The sequence below is a fragment of the Rhodococcus sp. NFXS4 genome (assembly GCF_058139645.1).
Genome location: NZ_CP192221.1, coordinates 1,415,280 through 1,436,709 on the forward strand (window position 1 = coordinate 1,415,280; position 21,430 = coordinate 1,436,709).

A 21,430-nucleotide genomic window follows, 5' to 3' on the forward strand; every position below is an offset into this window, starting at 1 on the left:
TTGGTAACCTACCACCGGTAACCTACTGATGGTACATCCCGACCGAGAGGATCATCATGACCGCGCTCGTCGTCGTCGCCCACCCCGACACCACGTCCTTCACCCAGCGTCTCGCTCGCTCCGTCGCCGACCGACTCACCGAGGACGCCGTGTCCACCGCTGTCGCCGACCTTCATGCCGAGGGCTTCGATCCACGGTTCTCGCTCGAGGACCGCGCCGGATATCCGGCGGGTGGGACTCCTCCTGCGGATGTGCTCGCCGAGCAGCGTCGCCTGGACGGTGTCGACGACCTGGTTCTGGTCTTTCCGGTCTACTGGTGGTCGATGCCCGCGCTCCTCAAGGGGTGGGTCGATCGCGTCTTCACCGACGGGTGGGCATTCGACACCGGAGTCACGCCGACCGGACGCAGGCTCGACAACCTGACCGTGCATCTGGCCATGGTCGCGGGGGAGGACGCCGAGGGATTCGCTAAGCGCGGCTACGACACCGCCCTGTCCACCCAGATCATCACCGGCATTCTCGGATACACCGGCGCGCGAACCGGGCACACGGGAATCGTCCACGACGCGGAGACGCGCTCACGTGACTCCCTCGCCCGGGAAGCGCGGGCGATCGTGGACGGCGTGGCGGCCCGGGTCCGTTCCTCGGCGGCGGAGGCTTCCGGTGCGCGGGCGTGAACTCGGTGGCTAGGCCACCGTGAAGCGAACCGTGTTGCCCGCGGGGTCGAGCAGGGTGGTGTTGAGTGGAGCGTCCGTGGTGAGGGTCAGTCCCGCTCTGCCGGAACCGATGTCGATCGCGATCTGCTCGGTCCACTTCCTGTCCGCGGGTGGGACCGTGCCGATGGCGGCCGACTCGAGATGGACCATCCAGGTCCCGCCTGTCGGCTTCGCGCCGCTGAAGGGATCCACGCGAGGTGCGTCGGTGTTGTTCATGTTCACGTAGACGGCCAGTGGGCACGCGTCGGTGACGAACGTCCTCCAGGTCAGAGTGACTACAGCGATGCCGGGCCTGTCGTGGGGTGTGTACACGTCGCCACCCACCTCGCCGGCGCACGGCAACGACATTCCCCGGCCCAGTGAGATGTTGTACGGGAAGGGTGTGAACTCCTGGTGGTGGGCCGATGCGAGGCCGGGTGATGTCGCGAGTACGCCGACGACTGCGGAACCTGTGACGGCCAGACGTCTGAACCACGAGGAAGACACGAGTGGCACGATACGGGACGAAAGGGACCAGGATGGTGGGTGAGCGCGAGTCCGGTCGGCGTTGCGGTGTCGTTGACGCATCGTGACCGTTCACACATGCTCGGGCCCGAGCTGGCACCACAATGCTGTCGGCCACCTCGTTACGGTGAGGCGTGCATTACCAATCCTTTACCAAAGTCTTCGCAGTTGCCGGTGCCGTCGCAGTGCTGACCGCCTGCAGTGCGGACGTCTCGGCCGACGACGCCACGGGCCGCACGGTCGACACCAGCCTGGGGGCCATCGTCGTCCCCGACGAGATCCGGTCGGTCGTGGTCATCGACGGGCGTCGGGATCTGGACATCGCCCTGTCCTTCGGCCTCCCGGTCGTCGGCATGCCCGTCGAGTCCGAGGCTCCGCCGGAGATCCCGGGGCCGTTGACGGCACCGACCCGAGACCTTCTGTCGCGGGGAGTCGCGGAGCTGTTCCCGCGCAACAGCATCGACATCGAAGCCGTGGCCGCAGCGGATCCCGACCTCATCATCGCGCGTGACGAGGTGGTCGAGGAGATCTACGACCAGTTGAGCGCCGTCGCGCCTGTGCTCCCCGTGGGATCGACCGATTCCGGGGTGTCCTGGCAGGACGACGTGACCAGGGTCGGTGCGGCACTGGGTCGCGAGGACACGGCCGCCACACTGCTCGACGAGTACTCGGACCGCGTCGACGCGCTCCGACAGCAACTCGCAGGACCTCTCGGTGACACGACGGTGCTGTCGATCGCCACCGGAGACGGCGGTGGCATCTCGATCAACAGGGAGCGAATCACCTCGCTGGTGCTGGAGGACGTCGGAGCTCGATTCGGACAGGCCTGGCAATCGGCTCGTCCCGAGGCCGACTTCGCAGCGGAGAACATCCCTGTCGCAGCGGATTCGGACGTTCTTCTCGCGGCCATCACGTCGAGTGACGATCTACGAGCACTGGAGTCGAATCGACTCTGGGCCGATCTGCCGGCTGTGCGGGACGGGCGGGTGGTGCGAACGGACAAGTTCACCAACGACGGTGGGCCTATCACAGCGCAGTGGTCACTCGACCTCGTCGAGCAGATGTACGGGTCGGCCGGCTGAGCGGTCTTCGGCGCGGACGTGCTCGGCGCAGGCGTCGTCGACCAGCTGCACGGGTCGCAGCGCACCACACCCCCTTAAGCCGGCTGAAGGGGGTGTGGACGACGTGGAACCCGTGCGGCTTCCCTGGTGTCGAGCGACACTGCCGACCTGAAGCCCTACAGCGTCTCTCGCTGGAGGTCTTTCGCATCAGCGGCAGGCGCGTCTACCTCTGCCACGAGTCTCGCAGCAATTCGTCGGGGGTCGTCGGCGGGCAACGAGGCGATGAGGGTGCGGACGGGATGCGAGGACGGTCCTGTCACCAGGTACTTCTGGCCCGGCCGTATCCGCTCCGCCTGCTCGATCATCTCGTCGGTCACGACGGTGTTCGGGGTGGTGTCGTGGAGTGCGTCGCGCACGATGCGTCGTGGGTCGTACTGCCGTAGGTCGAGCGACTCCCACTCCGAACGGCGAAGCGGCACGCCCATTTCCCGCTCCGCCGTGGCGCGCGTCGTCTCGACGAACTGCTTCAGCGTTCGAATCGCGCGGGTGAGGTGGTGTGCGTAGCCGGGCAGCCGGCTCGGTCCGAGGACGAGGCCGGCGATGACGGCGACGAAGAACAGCTTCTCGAGAGTCAGTCCGAACATGGGGTTCTCCCGATCGTGGTGGGGTTCGAGGTGAGTGCCCGCCGGTCGTGCACGGTGGTGATGGCCACGGCGGCTCCGAAGAGCGCCGACATCGGCAGTGCGACGAGAAACATCGACAGCACGTCGGCCGCCGGCGTGACGAGCGCGCTGAAGAGGGCGATGACGACGACGATGATCCGCCAACTGCTGCGTAGCCGGTGGGCGGACAGGACCCCGAGGCAGTTGAGCATCACCAGCAGTACGGGGAGGACGAACGCGACTCCGGTGGCGAGGACGATCTTCATGGTGAAGTCGACGTAGTAGGAGGCGTCGAGGATGGTGCTGTCCTGATCGGAGGAGAAGCTCGCGAGGACGGTGACCATGCGGGGGAAGATGAGGAAGCCGAAGGCGCATCCGGCGGCGAACAGTGGCACCGCCGCCGCGGTGAAGCCGAGAACGTACTTCTTCTCTCGAGCCGTGAGGCCGGGGGTGAGGTAGGCGAACAGTTCTCGCAGCCAGACCGGGCTCGACAGGATGATTCCCGAGAAGAGGCCGATCCTCATCTGCAGGTCGAAGGCCCCGGTGACGGTGTCGTAGTTCAGGCTGGCCTGACGGGACTGCGCGAGTTCCTCCACCGGTGTGCGCAGGACGTCGAGGATCTGGTCGGAGAGTACGAAGCCGAGAATCACTCCGACGACCAGCGACACCGCCGCGCGGGTCGCGCGGCGGCGTGCCTCGCTGACATGCCCGGCGAGGGGCATAGTGCCTCGCGCGGCGGTGGTCGTGGTCATGAGGCGTGTCGGTACGGCACCGGGACGCCGTCCGCGGCGGTCGTGGTCGAGTCGACGGCGTCGACGCGTCCCGTCGACGGCGTGGGGGTGTCGTCGCGGACCTCGTCCTTGAGGATGCGCATGGACTGCCCGACGCCTTTGGCGAGGGAGGGGAGCTTGGTCGAGCCGAAGACGAGAAGCAGGATGGCGAGGACGATGAGTGCGTGCCAGCCGGTCAGGTTGTGCAACATGATGATTCCTTCTGTGTGAGGGGTCAGTTGGACGGTGCGGCGGGAGGGGTCCCGCCGCCCATGGGAGGTTGTCCGCCGCCGCCGGGCCCGCCCCCGGCGGGTGCTGCGCCGGCGGCGGGTTCGGTGGTGGTGTCGACGGCGACGGCCAGTGATCCGACGTAGCCGGAGGTGGGGTCGCCGGTGAAGGTGCCCATCTCGAGGCTGTGTCCGTCGCCGAACACGTTGTCGTTGTCGAGACTGCCGATCTGCGCGAGGTTCTCGGTCGACCCGGCGTAGGTGTCCAGCTGGTAGACGGCGTCGAGCATGTCCTGGGGGAAGGCGACCTGGGAGGTGGCTATCGCGTTGTCGGCGGTGGTGGCGGAGGCGACGTCCGGGTAGACCTCGAAGTGGATGTGCGTCCAGCGGCCGGAGTAGCAGGCCGGGACGATGGTCGTGAAGGTCACGACGCCGGCGGCATCGGCGACCTGGACGCCGCGCAGATATGTTTCGTCCTCGATGCCGTCGGAGTACATCGAGTACTTGCCGGCTGCGTCGCAGTGCCACAGGTAGACGGCGGCGCCGGTGAAGGGGTTGTTGTCGTTCGCGAGGTCGGTGACGGTGAAGGTCATCGACAACGGGACTCCGGCGGCGACGGTGCCGCCGTCCAGGCTCGAGGTGACGTCGGCGCGGACGATTCCCGATTCCTCGAGGACGTTGACGCCGTTGCTTCCGTCGGCCGGGTAGGGGCCGTTGGTCTCATCGGGGATCTCGTTCGTGGCAACTGCGGCGGTGGCGACAGCGGTGGCGGTCGTGGTGCTCGCGGTGTCGGACGACCCCGAGCACGCGGCCAGGGCCAGTGCTCCGGCTCCGGCGCCGACGACGCTGAGGACTCTGCGGCGTGTGACGAGAGTGGCGATGTCGAAACCGACTCCCTGATCGACGACGTCATCGTCGGGCCGGGGGAGTGGGCGCCCGGCGTAGGTGGGCCCGTCGGGTGTGGGGGTGGGTTCCGGAACGGTGCTCATTGCGGTGGCTCCTCGGTTGTCGCGGTGTGCGTTTCGGTGTGGAGTCGATACTTGGTGAGGTTCCGGGGAGCGGCCTGCACGCCAGCTGTGAGGCACCCGGGAGTGTGTGTGGTCCGGCCACCACTTGACCTTCACCTCGGGGCAGGGCTGATTCTCGACGCATGACCACCACAGATGCTCCCGACGTCGTTCTCCGCTACCTCGACGCCGCCGACCGCGACGACAGCGACTCACTCACGACATGCTTTGCTCCGGACGGAACTGTGACGGACGAAGGCCACACCTATCGTGGCCGCGACGAGATCCGCGCGTGGCGTGAGACCGTGGCCGGCCGCTACACCTACACCACGACTGTGACGGGGTCCGAGCTCGTCGATGCGAGGAATCATCGAGTCTCGGTTCGTATCGCCGGGAACTTCCCCGGTGGGGTGGCCGACCTCGTCTACCGATTCGAGCTCGCCGACGGCGTGATCGCACGGTTGACCATCGGTGGATGAGAGACTGGGTCCGTGGCGGCGCGGGTGACCATCGGCGAGTTCTCGACGATGACGAGACTGACGCGAAAAGCGTTGCGGCTCTATCACGATGCTGGCCTCCTGGAACCGGTCGACGTCGATCCGTCGAGCGGGTACCGCTATTACGACGTCTCCCAGGTCGCGAGTGCACAAGTGATCAAGCGACTGCGCGACCTCGACATGCCGCTTCCTGATGTGCGGTCCTACGTCGCCGCCGAGAACGACAGTGTTCGGCGCAGTGTGCTCACGCAGCACCTCGATCGCCTGGAGTCGGAATTGCGGCGGACGCACGACGCGGTGTCATCTCTCCGCGCACTGGTGAACGAGTCGACGACGTCGCCGTCGATCGAGATGCGGACCGACCCCCCGATCGTCGCCGTGGCCGTCAGAGGCACCGTGACGCTGTCCGGCGTCGCGGACTGGTGGAATACCGCGCACCACACCCTGATCGAGCGCCTGAGTAGTGCTGGGATCGAGGCTGTCGGGCCGCTCGGGGCCGACTTCGACAAGGAACTGTTCGCGGACGAGACGGGCTCCGCAGCATTGTGGTACCCCGTCGACGCGGCGCGTGCCGCTCGGTGCGCTCTCGACGTGGTGACGGTTGCCGGAGGCCACTTCGCCGTGGCGCTGCACGACGGTCCGGACGCCCGGATCGACGAGACGTACTCTGCGCTCGGCACCCATGTCGCAGAGCACGGCATCGGACGAGAAGGACCCGTGCGTGAGCGCTATCCGCGAGGCGTCGTCTTCGAGGGTGAACTGGTGACGGAGATCGGCTGGCCGGTCCGGGACCCCACCGCGCTGTGACCGCGACCGTCAGGGTCCGGTTGCGCGCGTTGCGTGATGACGATTGTGAGTGGTGGTGATGACCACGCTCGGAACGTAGAGGGCGAGGACGTGTGGCCGACATTCACGGCGGACACCTGGAAATCGGTCCAGATGCGCAGCGCCGCAGCGACGACGAAGACGAGTGCTGCCGCGATCACGAGGTCACCCGACCCTCGACGGCCGAATTGTGGCGGCGTGTGATGACGACGTGGGGAAGAAAGTAGCCGATCGTCAGCACTGCCGCGCTCAGCGCGATGGGTCCCGCGAAGGAATGTGGCCACAACGCCGGTCCGAGGTAGAAGCTGCCGAGCATCAGCGCGAAGACGCCGAGCCCGCGAAGCAGGCGAATTCTCGTCGTGATCCGAGTCGCGGTGTTCTCATGTGTGAGCGACAGAACGACTCGCGGGTTCTCCCGAGCCGTGACCTCGGCACCCACTGCAGCAAGAGCGCTGCCGATGACGACGAGCGCGACGGCCGGGATCACGGTCATCTGCTTCTCCTCACGTAGCGGATCTCCTCAGCGTACCGATCGGTTCGTACACGGCGGCTCCTCATGGCCCGTCTGTGGGCGGACGCCGCGCGGCGTCCACCAACAGCGATGCCTCGCGTAGCCCCAGCCCGGGGTGCGTCTCCCTCAGTGCTTTCACTGCCATCACTCTGGACGGCGCCGACGCCACGGCAGTATCGACGTCGGCACGCGGAACCTCGGCTGGATCGAGGGCAGGCGTTCGCCTCGTCGACCGGGCGCTGCCACCGAGGAACCACGCCCTGACGAAAGCCGTACCGGCGTAGGCGACGAGGACGACGCACGCTGCTGCTTTCGCGACATGCCACCACGACGGCGCCGAGACGAGCTCGGAGACCGCGTCGGGGAGGACGAGCGCGGCGAAGAACACCAGGAAGAACGTGGTGCCCGCTTTCTCCACAGCAGGTCGTTCGAACCACGGGCGATCTGTCATACGTCCACCATCACACACGGCATCAGGTTCGCGCGGCGGGTACGAGCCTCGGAACCAGTCGCACGTAGACCACCATGCCGAGCAGCTCGACCAGAGTCTGTGTTACCACCACGACGGCAGCGAGGTCGAGTGCCGGCGGAAGGGCGAGGGCAAGGGGGAGAACGACGAGAGAGTTACGAGTCGCACCCGAGAAGACGAGTGCCCGTGTCGACGGCACGTCCTGACCGAGCACCCGACCCATGCCGATGCCGGCCGGCGCCATGACCACCAGAAACGCGACGAAGACGAGGGCCGCGACGATGAGTCGGTCGAACTCGCCTCGGACCGAATCGATCTGCGACGCGACGACCACCGCGAGAGTCGCCATCATGAGGGGCACCATCGCGGCGGCCATCACGTCCATCAGCTGCAGGCCGACCCGATGCCGTCGGGCGAGTGCTTGCGTCAGTGCGGCCACCGTCAGAGGGACGACGATGAGCAGGACGAAGGCCTCCACGAACGGTGCCACGTCGATGACGGCCACCGTCTCGGATCCGGCGAACACCCAGAGCCAGAGGGGAAGCAAGGCGACCTGCAGCAGCATCAGCAAGGGAGCGGCAGCGAGAAGCCGCGTCGACGCGGCACCCGCGAGCCCACTGAACACGATGACATAGTCGATACACGGAGCCAGCAGGACGAGCACGATGCCCACGAGTACCGCCCTCTCGTCCGCGACGACCCGCGTGAGGGCAAGGACGACCACCGGGACCACCACGAAGTTGAGGACCGCGACGGCTGCGAGGAAGCGGACATCGCGGAGGGATCGACCGATCTCCGCGAACGGGACTGCCAGGAACGTCGCGTAGAGCAGGGCGACGAGTACCGGATCGATGGCGTGCTCGAAGGCTGGGGCGGTCTGCGGGAAGGTCAGCCCGACAACGGCTCCGACGGCCAGTGCCGCGAGATACAGGCCGATCTGGTGTCTGTCCCACCACTGTGCGGCGGGGCTGTTCGCCCAGTCGGTCATGCGACGACACTAAGCGAGGGAATCACTGATCAGCAATCCATGAATTCAGAATCAGCTGTACTGTATCGCCATGGACGTTCTCACCCCGGTGGCCGCACTGGCTCGTTTCGGCCAGGCTCTGTCCGACGAGACTCGGACACGCGTGTTGCTCGCGCTTCGTGACGGACCCCGGTATCCCGCTGAGTTGGCGGACGAACTCGAGGTGAGTCGACAGAAGCTGTCCAACCACCTCGCCTGCCTTCGTGGCTGCGGTCTCGTCGTCGCGGTGCCGGACGGACGGCGATCACGGTACGAATTGGCGGACGCCACCGTCGGCGCGGCGCTGGGAGAATTGATGACCGTGGTTCTCGCAGTGGACCCCTCGCTGTGCGCCGCCAGCGCCGAGGACGGGTGTTGCTGATGGACACGAACGCCGACACGCTGTCGCGACGGCAGGTGGTGACTCGACGCGTCCGGTGGCTCGTCGCGGCCACCATCGCCTACAACATCGTGGAAGCCGCTGTGGCCGTCACAGAGGGTGTCCGGGTCTCGTCGACCGCGCTCATCGGGTTCGGGTTGGACTCCGTCATCGAGGTGTCCTCGGCCGCGGCGGTGGCATGGCAGTTCTCGGCGCGCGACCCCCGTGCGCGCGAGGCGATCACGCTCAGGGTCATCGCCTTCTCCTTCTTCGCGCTCGCGGCCTATGTCGCGGTCGACGCGGTGGCATCGTTGCTGGGTTCGCGTGACCCCGAACCGTCGACGGTCGGAATCGTGGTCACGGCGGTGAGCGTCGTGGTCATGCCGATGCTGTCGTGGGCCCAGCGACGAGCCGGTCGCGAACTCGGTTCTGCCACGGCGGTGGCCGATTCGAAGCAGACCCTTCTGTGCACGTACCTGTCGGCCGTCGTCCTCGTCGGGCTGGCGCTGCATGCGACTCTCGGATGGTCGTGGGCCGATCCCGTTGCTGCTCTTGTCATCTCGGTTCTTGCGGTGCGTGAGGGCAGAAATGCATGGAGGGGCGACGTCTGCTGCGAGTCACCGCGGTCGGGGTGTGGCGCAGCCACCAGCAGATGACCGCCACCACCCCCTCGAGGTCGACGCAGTCCACCATCCTTCCGGCCCGATCGGACCTTCCGGTCAGGCCGGGAGGTGCGCCCGATCGCGTGAGGTGAAGTGGCGGCGGTACTCCGACGGCGTGGTCGAGAAGGAGACGGCGAAGCGTTGACGAAACGTCACCGGGCTACCGAATCCGCACGCGGACGCCACGGCGTCGATGGACCAGTCCGTCGTCTCGAGCAGCCGCCGGCTCTCGTCGAGCCGACGTTCGAGAACCCACCGCGCGGGCGTCGCGCCCGTCGAGCGCGCGAAGTGACGAACGAAGCTGCGGCGGCTCATGCGCGCGTGATCGGCCAGGCGGTCGATCGTCAACTCCTCGTCGAGATGGCCGAGGATCCACTCCTGGACATCGGCGATGGTCGTGTCGGCGGCAGGTTCGCCGAGAGGCCGTTCGATGTACTGCGCCTGCCCACCCTCGCGGTGCGGTGCGATCACCAGCTGCCGCGCGACCCGAGTGGCGGCGGCGGCGCCCAGATGTTTTCGGACGAGGTGCAGACACGCGTCGATCGAGGAGACGGTTCCTGCCGAGGTGACGACGTCGCCGTGATCGATGTAGAGAACGGACGGGTCCACGGTGCTGCCGTCGCTGCGCTCCGCGAGGTCGGCGAGTGCAGCCCAGTGCGTCACGACGGAGCGTCCTTCCAGGAGGCCCGCATCGGCCACGGCGAAGGCGCCCAGACACAGGCCGACGATCACGGCGCCGCGCGAGTGTGCCTCGCGGACAGCGTGTCCGACGGTGTCGCCGAGACGCGGGAGCGACGTGTGCCAGGACGGCACGATCACGATGTCGGCCGTGGTGGTGACATCTGGACCCGCCACGTCACCGAGCACGTATCCCTCGGAGGTCCTGATGCTGCCGGGCGAGTCCGACCACAGCGTCGTTTCCCAGTCGGATGCCAGACCCAGCCGCTGCACCTCGCCGAACACCATGAGCGGGGCGGCGAGGTGGAACATGGTGACGTCGTCGAACGCGTAGATCGCGATACGCACGGGTGACTCCTCCGATACAGAACTCGAGTTGGCTCGAATTCATCGTAAGCGTGCATACATGCCACTGTTCTGCGACCGAAGGCGGGAGAACACTGAGGTGGTGGGTCGGCCCGGTCGGGCAGACCACCTCACACACCGTCAGGAAAGAGGAGACATGACACCACGCCGGGCACTGATCGTTGTCGATGTGCAGCAGGAGTACTTCTCGGGGCCCCTCGAGATCGCCTACCCGCCTCGCGCCGAGTCGCTCGCCAACATCGTGTCGGCCATCGAGACGGCCGTCGACGCAGGAATTCCCGTCCTCGCGGTACAACACAGCATGCCCGAGGGCGCACCGGTCTTCGCCCCGGGCACCGACGGCTACGCCCTGCACCAGGACATCGAGTCGGCGCTGCCTGCGGGCGTCACACGCGTGCAGAAGCAGTACGGCAGCGTCTTCGCGGGAACGGACGTGGCCGAGCAGCTTCGGGCCCGAGACGTCGACACGATCACGATCGTCGGCTTCATGACAAACAACTGTGACCTCGCGACTGCCGTCGAGGCCGAAGGTCTCGGCTTCGCGGCAGAGATCCTGTCGGACGCGTCCGGTGCGATCGACCTCTCCAACGCGGCGGGAACCGCGTCCGCGAAGGTCGTGCACACGACGCTCATGACGCTGCTGCACTCGAACTTCGCGGCGGTGGCCACGACGACCGCGTGGTCCGACGCGGTGCGCGCAGAGACGCCGCTCGACAAGAGCAATCTCGTCGAGTCCGCGATGACCGGCCGTGACGCCGTGCGAGTCTGATCACCGATCACCTTCCTCGAGTCGGGAGCAGACATGACGCAGTTGTCGAGAGTGCAGAACTTCACCGTGTCCCGCGACGGGGTGGCCGCCGGCGTCGAGCAGAGCCTCGAGAACCCGTTCGGCCTGGACCATCGTGAGCTCATGTCGTGGTATCTCGGCACCGCGAGCATGCCGGGACGCCCCGGATCCGGCGGTACGCGCGGCCTCGACGACTACTTCGCTCGGGATTTCGCCAACAACATCGGTGCCGAGATCATGGGGCGCAACAAGTTCGGCCCACAACGCGGACCGTGGACCGATCACGAATGGCAGGGATGGTGGGGTGACGAGCCGCCGTTCCACACGCCGGTCTTCGTGATGACGCATCATGTGCGGCCGTCCCTCACCCTGTCCGACACCACGTTCCATTTCGTCGATGCCTGCCCGTCCGATGTCCTGACGCAGGCGAAGGCTGCGGCGAATGGTCGAGACGTCCGGGTCGGTGGCGGTGTCACCACGGTCCGGGAGTTCCTCGACGCCGACCTCCTCGACACGCTGCACGTCGCGGTCGCACCCGTCGATCTCGGACCGGGGCTGGCGCTGTGGGAGTCCCCGGACGATCTGAACGACCGCTTCGAGCACGAGGTCGTTCCCAGCGCGAGCGGTGTCGTGCACCATCTGTTCTGGAGGCGCCATCAGACGTAGGGTTCCCGCCGACCCGGGATAACTTACAACTGTGCCGCTTCCTTCTCGTGCCGTGATCCGGCTCATCGGATCGCCGCGGGTGGAGAGCGACGCGGGCGTCGTCGACGTCCGGGCCTTCGGCGGACCTCGGTGTGCGACGGTGTTCTCGTATCTGGCGATGAATCACGGACGCGGTGTGGTGTACGGCGAGCTCGCCTCGGTGATCTGGTCGACCGATCGACCCACCACCTGGTCGTCGGCCGTTCGGAGCGTCCTGTCCAAGGTCCGCGAGCTGCTGGCGACGAGTGCAGCGCTGGCGGGCACCACCGTGTCCAGTCGATCAGGAGCGGTGACACTGACGCTCGGCCCCGCGGTGATCGTGGATCTGGACCTGGCGCGTCGGCACCTGGATCCCGATCACCACTCGGCGGATGCGCGTGCCGATCGCGCCGGTGAGTTGCTCGGCCTGCTCGACGCTCCACCTCTGGACGGCCTGCACGGAACCTGGGCCGACGAGGTTCGCACCGTGTTCGGCCGCATCCGTCTTCGTGCACTGGAGGTGGACGCCGCCGCCTCGCTCGAACTCGGTCGCCACGAGCACGCGCTGGCCCGGGCGCAGGAGCTGCTCGACTCGGACCCTTTCTGCGAGGCCGCCTACCGGGTCGCCATGCGTGCGCACGACGCCCTGGGAAACCGCGCTCGCGCCCTCGGTGTCGCCGAGCGGTGCCGCACCGTGCTGGCCACCGAACTGGGCGTGGAGATGTCCGCGGAGACCCAGCGAGTGTTCGTCGAGTTGCTCCGAGATCCCGACGCGATCGAGGTGACGACACCGTCGTCGTCGCAGATGGTCGTCGTCCCGGCTCGACGAGCGGAGGTGGACCGCGTCGGGGCCACTCCTCCGAGCGATTCGCCCTTGCTCGTGGGACGTACCAGGGAACTCGACGTCATCGCGTCGGCCGTCGAGGCGGCCGCGGGTGGGGCCGGTCAGCTCGTCGTCGTCTCCGGTGACGCCGGCGTCGGCAAGTCGACGGTGGTGACCGCGGCGCTGAACCGTGCCGACTCCGCCGGCGCCGACGTGCTCTACGGGCGGTGCAGCATGGACACGGTCGTCCCGTTCGAACCGTTCATCGACGCACTCGGGCGCGAGAACGACCGGAACGACGATGCTCCCGCCGCCTCCGCCCTCCGCGAGATGCTGACGACCGGGTGGGTCGACACGGATCGGTGGTCGGCCGAGGGACCCGACGCGGATCATCGCGCGATGCTCTCGTCGGCGATGGAACGGTGGTTGACCGGTCCCACCCGTCGTCGGGTGACGGTGTTCGCGATCGACGATCTGCAGTGGGCGTCGCAGGGCACGCTCTCCGTGCTGCGATTCCTCGTACACGCGGCGGGGCGCCATCGCCTCTGTGTGGTGGTGACGATGCGCGGAGCGCAGCTCGACGGTCCTGCGGCGGACCTGCGGTCGGCCCTGCCACCGTCCTCGGTGCACACGGTGTCGATCCCGGCCCTCACCCTCGAGGACGTGCAGGACTGGACGCGCCGGCGCGGCAGCACCTTGGACCCGATCTGGTTGCACGGCTGGACATCCGGATCACCGATCTTCCTCGAGGCCGTGTTCGACGCGCATCGGCGCGAGCCGGACGGACCGTCACCGGCGTCCCTGGCGGACGCCGTGCTGTGGGTCCTTCACCGCCTGACTCCGACCGCGCGGGAGATCGTGACGCTGTGTGCCGTCGCGGGAGTCAGCGCCACGCGCGTCGTCGTGCGCACCGCGCTCGCCACCCTCGACGACCGTTCCTTCGCTCGGGCGCTCGACGAACTGGCCGCCGCCGGTCTGGTGATCGAGGGACGAGCGCAGGACGTCCTGCACCTACGCCACGCGCTGATCGTCGACGTCGTCGACGCCACGCTGTCCGGGGCCGATCGCGCGGCGGCGCATTCTGCCGTCGCGGCCGCACTCATCGGCTCGGGGGCCACGTCCACCGTCGACGAGCTCGCCAGGACCGCAGGTCACCTCGAACGCGCGCTCGACGCCGACCGGTCGGCGGCAGCGGAGTATCTACGTCGTGCGGGCGAGAGGTCCTACGCCGTCGCGGCGTACGAGGACGCCGCCGAGTTCTTTCAGAGGGCGTCTGAGCGCAGCGTTCCCGGGGGCGACACCCGCGCACGATGCGAACTGTTCATCCGGCAGGGGCGTTCGCAGCGGCGTGCACTGGACCGCGGCTACGGCGCGACCCTGCTGGACGCCGCCGAGATGGCGCGCCGACTGGGCGATCTCGATCTGCTGCTGGACGCGCTCACCGCGGACGTCATCGACGGCATCGCCCTGTTCCAGCTCTACGAACCCGACCCGAGGCGGACGGAGCACCTGCGGACAGGGCTCGATGCTCTCGAGAGGGCGGGTCGCGGTGCTTCCGGCGCTGCCTCCGAGCTCCTGACCCAGATGGTGGAGGAACTGGCATGGACCGCGACCGGATGGTCGGGTCGTGCTGCAGACCTCGCGCGCGCGGCCGACATGGCGCGCGGTGCAGGAGACGACGACGCCCTCGCCCACGCTCTGCGCGCCGTTCTCACCGGCCTGCGGCTGCCTCGCTTCCGGCAGCAGCGGGCCGAGGCGCTCGCCGAGCTGGTGCGACTGATGGACCTCGGACCGGGGCACCTCGATCCGTCGCTCGCCGTCACCATGGCGCGGGCGCACATCGAGTCCGGCGAGCCGCGCGAGGCCGCCGCGGCTCTCGACGCCGTGTCGGCCACGCGGCTCGCGCTGGACGAGGAGGCCCTCTGGACGGTGCAGTGCATGCGGGTCGGACTTCTCGTCGCGACGGGTGAGTTGCGCCGTGCCGCAGAGGTTCTCGAGGACGACGTTCGCCGCCCGCCGCCGGCGCCGATGGGGCGGCACACGTGGGGCCGGGAGATGAATGCCGTCTTCCTGCTCGGGATGTTCCGAGACGGGCTCGGCGAGTTCGCGGCGATGAAGCGGGACATGGAGCCACTCTTCGAGGCTCTCCCCGCCTATCGAGCAGCCTTCGCGTTGTCCGCCGTGGACAGCGGCGACACGGACGGCGCCCGATCCCTGGTGCAGTGGTTCGAGAACGGCAGACTGGCGGCGCTCTCCGTCGACACCTTGTGGCTCATCACCGTCGTCCTGGCGGCGCGCGCGGCCGCGGCGACGGCATCCACCGCGGTGTGCGAGGACGCGCTCGCACTGCTGGCTCCCTACGCCGATCACACCGTCCTGCTGACTCCCGGTGTCCTCGGAGTCGTTCACCACCATCTCGCCGACCTCTGCGCGGCACTCGGACGGTGGGACGACGCGCACGCTCACGTCCGGCGTGCCCGCGCCGCGCACGCCGCTCGCGGCTATCGGATGTGGGAGGCCGAGAGTGTGCTGCTCGCCGCGCGCATCGCGGTGTCCCGCGGCGAGCCCGTCGACGCGGTCGACGTTCGTGCGGCCCGGTCGACGGCGCGAGAGTGCGAGGCGGCGGCGTTGCTCGACCGTTTCGAGGAGATTCCGCTCGGCCCGGGCACTCCCGACCGACGGCCCCGACAGCCCTGAGGACCACGTCGGACTTGATAGCGTGTCGCTGATCGGGCAGTCGCGCGGCGCAGTGCCGTCGTCACCTCAGGAGCAGCAGTGGAGCATCGTTACCGGGTCAGAGAGATCGCGCAACAAGCGGAGTTGAGCGAAGCCACGGTCGACCGTGTGCTCAACGATCGCCCCGGTGTCCGCCCGTCGACACGGGAGATGGTGGCGCGGGCGATCGCCGATCTCGACGGCCAACGAGAACAACTGCGGTTCAGTGGACGCAAGTACATGCTCGACGTCGTCATGTCTGCGCCCGACCGTTTCTCGAAGACCTTCAAGCGTGCGGTCGAGGCCGAACTGCCGAGTCTCGAACCCGCCACGGTGCGCGCACGGTTTCATCTGCAGGAGAGCGCCACCGCCGAGGCGGTGGTCGCGCGGCTGAACAGGCTGTCGGGCAGCGGATCTCAGGGCGTCATTCTGAAGGCGCCTGCCGTACCGGACGTCGCCGCCGCGGTCGATCGCCTCGTGGCCGCCGGGATTCCCGTGGTGACCTACGTGACCGACATTCCGGGGAGCCGACGGTCCGGGTACGTGGGAATGGACAATCGTGCAGCGGGGGAGACGGCCGCCTATCTGATCACCACGATGATGGCCGATCACCCGGGTGACGTCCTGATCACGCTGAGCAGCAACGCGTTCCACGGCGAGGAGGAGCGGGAGATGGGCTTTCGCACCGCGCTGCGACGACTACCCGGACCTGTGCGGACGGTCGTCGAGATCGCGGAGAACGACGGGCTCGACGATCGCGTGGAGTCGCTGGTTCTCGACGCCCTCGATCGTCACCCCACCATCTCCGCCGTCTACTCGTGTGGCGGCGGGAACTCGGCCATCGTGCGGGCCTTCCGGACGCTGGATCGACCCTGCCGGGTGTTCGTCGCGCACGACCTCGATGCGGACAACCGGGACCTGCTGTATCGCCGACAGATCAGCGCGGTGCTCGAGCACGACATGCGCGCGGACGCTCAGCGTGCGTGTCGGATGGTGCTGCACGCGCGCGATGCCTCGACCGCGGTCCGCGGATCCTCGTCACCCATCCGCATCGTCACCCCGTTCAACATGCCCTGACCGCTCGGGCGGGTCCCGTCTCGAGGGGAAACTGAGGGTTCGAAGCCTTGTCTCGAGGTGTCCGCGCCCGGCAGGCTCGACCATGACGACAACGGCCATCGGGACCGAGGAGCAGGTATGACCAGCAACATCAGCAGCCACTCGCACCGCGCGGATCGCCTCCGCGCGGCCGACTGCGACATCGAGGAGTTCCGGACACTGGTGTCCGAGAGCACCCAGCTCGCCGACCACCCCCACGCGTCCGACGTGGTGCAGAACGTGCTCGTGTACGACGGACCGGAGCTCGCGCGGCGGGCGACCGACGACCAGGTGCGTGCCGACATCCAGGACGAACTGGCGAATGCACTCCTGAACGGCCCCGGCATCGTGGTGTTCCGCGGTGCCTTCACGGCCGACCACGCGGTCGCGGAGACCACCCGCACGTACCGGGACGTCATTCGTGGCCAGCACGAGAGCGGTGTGAGCAACGGTGACCACTTCGCGAAGCCGGGAGCGAACGATCGCATCTGGTCGGCCCTGCAGAAGTTGGCGGTCGCCGAGCCCGAGCAGTTCGCTCGGTACTACGCCAACGATCTCCTGGCGCTGGTGGCGGAGGCGTGGCTCGGGCCGATGTATCAGGTCACGTCCGCCATCAACGTCGTCAATCCCGGTGGCGCCGCCCAGAATCCGCATCGTGACTACCACCTGGGGTTCATGTCGACAGACACGGCCGCGGCGTTCCGGGCGCACATCCACCGCCTGTCACCGGCGCTGACACTGCAGGGAGCGGTGGCGCACTGCGACATGCCGATCGAGAGCGGCCCGACGATGTATCTGCCGCACTCGCAGAAGTTCGAGGCCGGCTACATCGCCTTCAACCTCCCCGAGTTCCGGGAGTACTTCGCCGACAACCACGTTCAGCTTCCGCTTCGGGAGGGCGACGCCGTGTTCTTCAATCCGGCGCTGTTCCACGCGGCAGGGCACAACACGTCGACCGACATCTTCAGGATGGCGAACCTGCTGCAGATCTCCTCGCCGTTCGGCCGCGCGCTCGACAGCGTCGACCGGCAGGCGGTCGTGTCTGCCCTGTATCCGACGCTGGTGGACTGGGCGGCGCAGGGTCGTGAGCGGGACGTCGCCAACGTGATCGCGGCGTCGGCTGAGGGCTACGCGTTCCCGTCGAACCTCGACCTCGACCAGCCGATCAGCGGTCTGGCGGGGGAGACGCACGCCGAACTGGTGCGGCGCGCGCTGGCGAGCGGGCTCGACGCCGCCGAGTTCGACGCCGCCGCGGCGGATCTGTTCGCCCGCCACCGGGCGTGACTCACACCTCGGTCGCGGTCCCGCAGATTCCGCACACCTCGAGCACGCGGCGCTTCCAGCGTGCGACGGGGATGAAGAAGACGCTGAGCTGCGTGTACTGCCGCATCCGCTCCCACTGGGTGGTGTTGTGGCAGCGGGGGCACGTCCGCGTGCTGCCGGCGCCGAGCGAGGACCGTTTCGTGCCGTATCCGAAGAGAAAGAACATCGGGCCAGCCTAGAGGCCACCGAACACCCATGTGTGCGCACGTGCGCACGCATAGGTATGGTCGTCGGCATGGGTGTTCTGCAGGTTCGATCCGAGTCCGTTCTCGCGGTCCCGGCGTTTCGCAGGCTCTTCACCGCACAGGTGGTGGCACTGATCGGCACCGGTCTGCTCACCGTGGCGCTGGGACTTCTTGCCTACGACATCGCCGGTAGTTCCGCCGGCGCTGTCCTCGGTACGGCGCTGGCCGTCAAGATGGTCGCCTACGTCGGGGTGGCTCCGGTCATGTCCGTGCTCACCGGCCGTCTGCCACGCACGACCGTGCTGGTGTCCGCGGACGTCGTACGGATCGTGATCGCGGTACTGCTGCCGTTCGTGACGCAGGTGTGGCAGGTGTACGTGCTCGTGTTCGTCCTGCAGGCGGCGTCGGCCACCTTCACGCCGACCTTCCAGGCCGTCGTTCCCGCGGTGATCTCCCGCGACGATCAGTACACCCGCGCGCTCTCGCTGTCCCGGCTCGCCTACGACCTCGAGTCGCTGCTGAGTCCGATGCTCGCCGCGGCGCTGCTCACCGTCGTGTCGTATCACTCGCTGTTCGTCGGCACAGCAGTAGGTTTCGCGCTGTCGGCCGTCCTGGTGGTGGGCACCCGACTTCCGGACAGAGAGCGCCGGTCCACCCCGGACGGGTCTCGGTCGTTCGGTGACCGACTCGTGGCCGGAGTGCGCCGCTTCGGCACTCGTCCGGCGCTCCGGGGGTTGCTCGCACTGAACCTCGTCGTCGCGGCCGGAACGGCGTTGGTGATCGTCAACAGCGTCGTCTACGTGCGCGACATCGTGGGTGGGCCGGCCAGCGCCCTGGCCGTGGCCCTCGGGGTCTTCGGCGGCGGCTCGATGGTAGTGGCGTTCGCAGTTCCCCGCATTCTCACAGTCGTCGACGACCGTCGGCTGATGCTCGCCGGTGGTGTGGTCGTCTCTCTCGGGACGACGGGTGCTGTCGCGCTCGCCGCCCTCCGTCCGAGCGGTGCCGCGGGCTGGGCGTCACTCGCCGTCGTCTGGGCCGTGGTGGGCGCCGGAACGTCGATGATCTCCACCCCGTCTGCTCGCGTGATCACCCGAGACTCCGACGACGGTGACCGGGACGAGCTCTTCACGGCGCAGTTCTCGCTGTCTCATGCGTGCTTCCTGCTCACCTATCCGGTGGCGGGCTGGGTGGGCGCCGAGGTGAGCCAGGTCGTCGCCGCGTCGATCATCGCCGTCCTCGCTACACTTGCCGCGCTGGGTGCCGGTCGGCTCTGGACTCCGGCATCGACGGTGGGCGCGCCACCGACCGAGTAGACGGAAGCGGCGATATGACGGCATCGGACGAGAAGCGGGCTCACGCGAGTCTCGACCACGCCGACCGCCCGGACCGCGCGCGTCTCGAGGCCGCCGGCGACACGTTCCGCATGCTGTCCGATCCCACTCGGCTGCACCTGCTCTGGACGCTGAGCCACGGCCCCGCCGACGTCACGGCACTCACCGAGGAGACCGGCGCGTCCCGCACCGCGGTGAGTCAGCATCTGGCGAAGCTGCGCTTCGTCGGCATGGTCGAGACCGAACGCAGCGGCCGCAACGTCATCTACCGACTTGCCGACGGCCACCTGGCCCGGCTGGTGCGAGAGGGTCTCAACTTCGCCGATCACACCGTGACCGGCGAGCCTCCGCATCACTGATCGGGTCTAGATCCACCCGTGGCGCCGGGCGATCGCGGATGCCTCGTGGCGATTGGCGGCGCCGAGTTTGGCCGCGGCGGCCGAGAGATAGTTGCGTGCCGTTCCCGGTGAGAGATGTGCGCGCTGGGCGATCTCGGCGATCGTGGCTCCGTCCGCGGCAAATTCGAGCACGTCCGACTCGCGCGGTGTCAACGGCGAATCGCCCGCGCCGATGGCCTCGACCGCCAGGCTCGGATCGACGTAGCGTCCGCCGCTCACCACCGTGCGCACCACCTCGGCGAGAGTCGCCGCGGACGTGGTCTTCGGGAGGAATCCGCCGACGCCGGCAGAGAGCGCCTTCTTGAGGTATCCGGGCCGGCCGTGGCTGGTGACGATGATCGACCGGCAGTCGGGAAGCAGCGCGGCGATGCGTTGGGCCGTCTCGATACCGTCGATCCCGCCGAGCTGCAGGTCGAGCACCGCGACGTCGGGGGTGGTCCGCGCGGCCTCGGTCACCGCCGCCTCGCCCGAGTCCGCATGTCCCACGACCTCGATGTCGTCCTCCAGATCGAGCATCGTGCCCAGGGCCACCCGGATGAGGTTCTCGTCGTCTGCCAGCAGTACCCGAATCATGGTCTGCCCTTCGTGGGGGATGTCGTCGTCGGTGCGAATTCGACAGCGAGGGTGAAGGTGTCGGCTCCGGCCTCGACGGTGAGGGAACCTCCGACCGCAGCCAGACGCTCACGGAGACCGGCGAGACCGGTGCCGTCGCCCGCACGTTCCGGCGACGTCGGCCGGTCGTTGACGATGCGGAGCCGGTCGTCACCGAACTCGATACGGCAGTAGGTGGCACGCGAGTGGCGCAGGATGTTCGTGACGCCTTCCCGCACCACCCACGCGGCCTGTTCGGCTACTGCGCCGGGGATGTCGGCGACCGTCCCCGTCAGCTCGGTCCGGATGCCGGCGGCGGACAACAGGGACTGGGCGCCGCGGAGTTCCGCCGCGACGTCGACGGAACGGTAGCCGCGCACCAGCTCCCGAGCGTCGGTCATCGACTCCCGGGCGAGCACACGTACCTCGTCCATCTGCGCGGCAGCTCGGTCGTCTCCTCGCCGAGCCAGCGCGGCGGCGAGCTCGCTCTTGACCGCGATGGCGGACAGCGCTCGACCGACGACGTCGTGCAGGTCCCGGGAGAAGCGCAGTCGTTCCTCGGCGACCGACAGGGCGGCGGCGGCGTCGCGGGTGGTGGCCAGCTCGGTGACGATGCGCAGCAACCACATCGACAGGCGCACCGTGGTGGCCATGGCGACGATGCAGAAGGCCAGGAGTGTGATCTCGAGGGCGGTCGAGCCCGATGCGGCGGCGACCACCGGGGCGACCACCGCGGCGCCGAGAGACCAGCGCAGGTCCACCAGTGCCGCAATCGGTGTCGTCACCAGGATGGCCACCCACAGGAGGTTCGGTGCGGCGCCCACCACGACGAGCACGGCGGCCGCTGCGATCTGTACGCACAACGGTGCCCGGACGTCCGCACTCGAAGCGCCACCGAGTGCGGGAATACGGTGCAGGACCACGAGTGCAGACACCACGCACACCAGCGCGGCGGCGGTGGAGATCGCGTCACCCGCCTGCGCCGAGGCCGCCATCGAGGCCACCGCGACCGCGACGACGATGAACTGGAAGGACTGCCGGGTGTAGGTGCGGACCTTCTCGACGTCGCTGCTGCCCCGCCAGCCGAGTGTCGGGTCGAGATGATCGCGCAGTCTCATGGTCTCCAGCCTTGCAGATCGGACGGTCGGTGGCGGGACG

25 protein-coding genes are annotated in these 21,430 nt (G+C 68.2%); 13 read left to right on the forward strand and 12 right to left on the reverse strand.

Features of this window, described 5'->3' with window-relative positions:
- Positions 1-56 precede the first annotated feature (56 nt).
- On the forward strand, positions 57-677 hold the full coding sequence (locus tag J4E04_RS06550; RefSeq protein WP_490150215.1) for an NAD(P)H-dependent oxidoreductase: 621 nt from the start codon (positions 57-59) through the stop codon (positions 675-677).
- Positions 678-686: 9 nt separating this feature from the next.
- Here J4E04_RS06550 and J4E04_RS06555 read toward each other — a convergent pair whose 3' ends face one another.
- Positions 687-1,202, reverse strand: coding sequence for a hypothetical protein (locus J4E04_RS06555; RefSeq protein ID WP_490150216.1), 516 nt, complete (start codon positions 1,200-1,202; stop codon positions 687-689).
- Between the two features lie 152 nt (positions 1,203-1,354).
- Here J4E04_RS06555 and J4E04_RS06560 point away from each other — a divergent pair, with 152 nt between their 5' ends.
- Positions 1,355-2,302: an ABC transporter substrate-binding protein gene (locus tag J4E04_RS06560; RefSeq protein ID WP_056448699.1), complete on the forward strand. Its 948-nt coding sequence runs from the start codon at positions 1,355-1,357 to the stop codon at positions 2,300-2,302.
- 155 nt (positions 2,303-2,457) lie between these two features.
- Here J4E04_RS06560 and J4E04_RS06565 read toward each other — a convergent pair whose 3' ends face one another.
- From J4E04_RS06565 to J4E04_RS06580, 4 genes are read right to left on the reverse strand one after another with little or no spacing between them, the layout of a single operon-like run.
- On the reverse strand, positions 2,458-2,925 hold the full coding sequence (locus J4E04_RS06565) for a twin-arginine translocase TatA/TatE family subunit (RefSeq protein ID WP_490150217.1): 468 nt from the start codon (positions 2,923-2,925) through the stop codon (positions 2,458-2,460).
- The gene (tatC, locus tag J4E04_RS06570; RefSeq protein WP_027505560.1) at positions 2,913-3,695 is read right to left on the reverse strand and encodes a twin-arginine translocase subunit TatC; all 783 of its coding nucleotides are present in this window, start codon (positions 3,693-3,695) and stop codon (positions 2,913-2,915) included. Before tatC ends, J4E04_RS06565 begins: the two co-directional genes overlap by 13 nt.
- Entirely contained in the window at positions 3,692-3,925 is a 234-nt protein-coding gene (locus J4E04_RS06575; protein ID WP_027505561.1) for a twin-arginine translocase TatA/TatE family subunit, read from the reverse strand. The genes tatC and J4E04_RS06575 overlap by 4 nt, the downstream gene beginning before the upstream one ends.
- Positions 3,926-3,948: 23 nt before the next feature.
- The gene (locus tag J4E04_RS06580) at positions 3,949-4,929 is read right to left on the reverse strand and encodes an intradiol ring-cleavage dioxygenase (RefSeq protein ID WP_307092102.1); all 981 of its coding nucleotides are present in this window, start codon (positions 4,927-4,929) and stop codon (positions 3,949-3,951) included.
- A gap of 161 nt (positions 4,930-5,090) precedes the next feature.
- Here J4E04_RS06580 and J4E04_RS06585 point away from each other — a divergent pair, with 161 nt between their 5' ends.
- Positions 5,091-5,426: a nuclear transport factor 2 family protein gene (locus J4E04_RS06585; RefSeq protein ID WP_027505563.1), complete on the forward strand. Its 336-nt coding sequence runs from the start codon at positions 5,091-5,093 to the stop codon at positions 5,424-5,426.
- Between the two features lie 12 nt (positions 5,427-5,438).
- Positions 5,439-6,251: a MerR family transcriptional regulator gene (locus tag J4E04_RS06590; protein WP_490150218.1), complete on the forward strand. Its 813-nt coding sequence runs from the start codon at positions 5,439-5,441 to the stop codon at positions 6,249-6,251.
- Between the two features lie 175 nt (positions 6,252-6,426).
- Here J4E04_RS06590 and J4E04_RS06595 read toward each other — a convergent pair whose 3' ends face one another.
- The 3 genes from J4E04_RS06595 to J4E04_RS06605 all read right to left on the reverse strand — a co-directional run bounded on the left by J4E04_RS06595 (position 6,427) and on the right by J4E04_RS06605 (position 8,237).
- The gene (locus tag J4E04_RS06595) at positions 6,427-6,762 is read right to left on the reverse strand and encodes a hypothetical protein (RefSeq protein ID WP_328811542.1); all 336 of its coding nucleotides are present in this window, start codon (positions 6,760-6,762) and stop codon (positions 6,427-6,429) included.
- 61 nt (positions 6,763-6,823) lie between these two features.
- Complete coding sequence (locus J4E04_RS06600) at positions 6,824-7,231, reverse strand: hypothetical protein (protein WP_285185799.1); 408 nt, start codon at positions 7,229-7,231, stop codon at positions 6,824-6,826.
- 22 nt (positions 7,232-7,253) lie between these two features.
- Positions 7,254-8,237, reverse strand: coding sequence for an arsenic resistance protein (locus J4E04_RS06605; RefSeq protein ID WP_490150219.1), 984 nt, complete (start codon positions 8,235-8,237; stop codon positions 7,254-7,256).
- Between the two features lie 70 nt (positions 8,238-8,307).
- Here J4E04_RS06605 and J4E04_RS06610 point away from each other — a divergent pair, with 70 nt between their 5' ends.
- Together J4E04_RS06610 and J4E04_RS06615 are read left to right on the forward strand one after the other, a co-directional pair.
- Positions 8,308-8,637 (forward strand): ArsR/SmtB family transcription factor, encoded by a 330-nt coding sequence (locus J4E04_RS06610; protein ID WP_027505568.1) that lies wholly within the window; start codon positions 8,308-8,310, stop codon positions 8,635-8,637.
- A complete protein-coding gene (locus tag J4E04_RS06615; protein WP_037185696.1) occupies positions 8,637-9,290 on the forward strand; it encodes a cation efflux transmembrane domain-containing protein in 654 nt (217 codons plus the stop codon). The genes J4E04_RS06610 and J4E04_RS06615 overlap by 1 nt, the downstream gene beginning before the upstream one ends.
- Positions 9,291-9,353: 63 nt before the next feature.
- Here J4E04_RS06615 and J4E04_RS06620 read toward each other — a convergent pair whose 3' ends face one another.
- On the reverse strand, positions 9,354-10,322 hold the full coding sequence (locus J4E04_RS06620; RefSeq protein ID WP_490150220.1) for a GlxA family transcriptional regulator: 969 nt from the start codon (positions 10,320-10,322) through the stop codon (positions 9,354-9,356).
- A 154-nt stretch (positions 10,323-10,476) separates the two neighbouring features.
- Here J4E04_RS06620 and J4E04_RS06625 point away from each other — a divergent pair, with 154 nt between their 5' ends.
- From J4E04_RS06625 to J4E04_RS06645, 5 genes are all read left to right on the forward strand, one after another.
- Entirely contained in the window at positions 10,477-11,109 is a 633-nt protein-coding gene (locus J4E04_RS06625) for an isochorismatase family protein (protein WP_222629918.1), read from the forward strand.
- 33 nt (positions 11,110-11,142) lie between these two features.
- Positions 11,143-11,793: a dihydrofolate reductase family protein gene (locus J4E04_RS06630; RefSeq protein WP_490150221.1), complete on the forward strand. Its 651-nt coding sequence runs from the start codon at positions 11,143-11,145 to the stop codon at positions 11,791-11,793.
- Between the two features lie 31 nt (positions 11,794-11,824).
- Positions 11,825-15,331 carry an ATP-binding protein gene (locus J4E04_RS06635; protein ID WP_490150222.1) on the forward strand — a complete coding sequence of 1,169 codons (3,507 nt, stop codon included), beginning with the start codon at positions 11,825-11,827 and terminating at the stop codon, positions 15,329-15,331.
- 78 nt (positions 15,332-15,409) lie between these two features.
- Positions 15,410-16,426, forward strand: a complete 1,017-nt coding sequence (locus J4E04_RS06640) for a LacI family DNA-binding transcriptional regulator (RefSeq protein ID WP_490150223.1) — start codon at positions 15,410-15,412, stop codon at positions 16,424-16,426.
- A 117-nt stretch (positions 16,427-16,543) separates the two neighbouring features.
- The gene (locus J4E04_RS06645; RefSeq protein WP_490150224.1) at positions 16,544-17,728 is read left to right on the forward strand and encodes a phytanoyl-CoA dioxygenase family protein; all 1,185 of its coding nucleotides are present in this window, start codon (positions 16,544-16,546) and stop codon (positions 17,726-17,728) included.
- A gap of 1 nt (position 17,729) precedes the next feature.
- Here J4E04_RS06645 and J4E04_RS06650 read toward each other — a convergent pair whose 3' ends face one another.
- Positions 17,730-17,933 (reverse strand): zinc-ribbon domain-containing protein, encoded by a 204-nt coding sequence (locus J4E04_RS06650; protein ID WP_027505576.1) that lies wholly within the window; start codon positions 17,931-17,933, stop codon positions 17,730-17,732.
- A 69-nt stretch (positions 17,934-18,002) separates the two neighbouring features.
- Here J4E04_RS06650 and J4E04_RS06655 point away from each other — a divergent pair, with 69 nt between their 5' ends.
- Both J4E04_RS06655 and J4E04_RS06660 read left to right on the forward strand, forming a co-directional pair.
- The gene (locus J4E04_RS06655) at positions 18,003-19,265 is read left to right on the forward strand and encodes an MFS transporter (RefSeq protein WP_490150225.1); all 1,263 of its coding nucleotides are present in this window, start codon (positions 18,003-18,005) and stop codon (positions 19,263-19,265) included.
- Positions 19,266-19,279: 14 nt separating this feature from the next.
- Positions 19,280-19,642 (forward strand): ArsR/SmtB family transcription factor, encoded by a 363-nt coding sequence (locus tag J4E04_RS06660; RefSeq protein ID WP_027505578.1) that lies wholly within the window; start codon positions 19,280-19,282, stop codon positions 19,640-19,642.
- A 6-nt stretch (positions 19,643-19,648) separates the two neighbouring features.
- On the opposite strand, the gene J4E04_RS06665 is transcribed toward J4E04_RS06660, so the two are convergent.
- Together J4E04_RS06665 and J4E04_RS06670 are read right to left on the reverse strand one after the other, a co-directional pair.
- A complete protein-coding gene (locus J4E04_RS06665; RefSeq protein WP_490150226.1) occupies positions 19,649-20,254 on the reverse strand; it encodes a response regulator in 606 nt (201 codons plus the stop codon).
- Entirely contained in the window at positions 20,251-21,390 is a 1,140-nt protein-coding gene (locus J4E04_RS06670) for a sensor histidine kinase (protein WP_490150227.1), read from the reverse strand. Before J4E04_RS06670 ends, J4E04_RS06665 begins: the two co-directional genes overlap by 4 nt.
- Positions 21,391-21,430: the final 40 nt, after the last annotated feature.

What these genes read in the sequence shown, in the direction of transcription:
- J4E04_RS06550 (WP_490150215.1), top strand. Translation starts at nt 57, where the DNA reads ATGACCGCGCTCGTCGTCGTCGCCCACCCCGACACCACGTCCTTCACC.
- J4E04_RS06565 (WP_490150217.1), bottom strand. Translation starts at nt 2,925, where the DNA reads ATGTTCGGACTGACTCTCGAGAAGCTGTTCTTCGTCGCCGTCATCGCC.
- tatC (WP_027505560.1), bottom strand. Translation starts at nt 3,695, where the DNA reads ATGACCACGACCACCGCCGCGCGAGGCACTATGCCCCTCGCCGGGCAT.
- J4E04_RS06575 (WP_027505561.1), bottom strand. Translation starts at nt 3,925, where the DNA reads ATGTTGCACAACCTGACCGGCTGGCACGCACTCATCGTCCTCGCCATC.
- J4E04_RS06580 (WP_307092102.1), bottom strand. Translation starts at nt 4,929, where the DNA reads ATGAGCACCGTTCCGGAACCCACCCCCACACCCGACGGGCCCACCTAC.
- J4E04_RS06585 (WP_027505563.1), top strand. Translation starts at nt 5,091, where the DNA reads ATGACCACCACAGATGCTCCCGACGTCGTTCTCCGCTACCTCGACGCC.
- J4E04_RS06595 (WP_328811542.1), bottom strand. Translation starts at nt 6,762, where the DNA reads ATGACCGTGATCCCGGCCGTCGCGCTCGTCGTCATCGGCAGCGCTCTT.
- J4E04_RS06600 (WP_285185799.1), bottom strand. Translation starts at nt 7,231, where the DNA reads ATGACAGATCGCCCGTGGTTCGAACGACCTGCTGTGGAGAAAGCGGGC.
- J4E04_RS06605 (WP_490150219.1), bottom strand. Translation starts at nt 8,237, where the DNA reads ATGACCGACTGGGCGAACAGCCCCGCCGCACAGTGGTGGGACAGACAC.
- J4E04_RS06610 (WP_027505568.1), top strand. Translation starts at nt 8,308, where the DNA reads ATGGACGTTCTCACCCCGGTGGCCGCACTGGCTCGTTTCGGCCAGGCT.
- J4E04_RS06615 (WP_037185696.1), top strand. Translation starts at nt 8,637, where the DNA reads ATGGACACGAACGCCGACACGCTGTCGCGACGGCAGGTGGTGACTCGA.
- J4E04_RS06625 (WP_222629918.1), top strand. Translation starts at nt 10,477, where the DNA reads ATGACACCACGCCGGGCACTGATCGTTGTCGATGTGCAGCAGGAGTAC.
- J4E04_RS06630 (WP_490150221.1), top strand. Translation starts at nt 11,143, where the DNA reads ATGACGCAGTTGTCGAGAGTGCAGAACTTCACCGTGTCCCGCGACGGG.
- J4E04_RS06645 (WP_490150224.1), top strand. Translation starts at nt 16,544, where the DNA reads ATGACCAGCAACATCAGCAGCCACTCGCACCGCGCGGATCGCCTCCGC.
- J4E04_RS06650 (WP_027505576.1), bottom strand. Translation starts at nt 17,933, where the DNA reads ATGTTCTTTCTCTTCGGATACGGCACGAAACGGTCCTCGCTCGGCGCC.
- J4E04_RS06655 (WP_490150225.1), top strand. Translation starts at nt 18,003, where the DNA reads ATGGGTGTTCTGCAGGTTCGATCCGAGTCCGTTCTCGCGGTCCCGGCG.
- J4E04_RS06660 (WP_027505578.1), top strand. Translation starts at nt 19,280, where the DNA reads ATGACGGCATCGGACGAGAAGCGGGCTCACGCGAGTCTCGACCACGCC.
- J4E04_RS06665 (WP_490150226.1), bottom strand. Translation starts at nt 20,254, where the DNA reads ATGATTCGGGTACTGCTGGCAGACGACGAGAACCTCATCCGGGTGGCC.
- J4E04_RS06670 (WP_490150227.1), bottom strand. Translation starts at nt 21,390, where the DNA reads ATGAGACTGCGCGATCATCTCGACCCGACACTCGGCTGGCGGGGCAGC.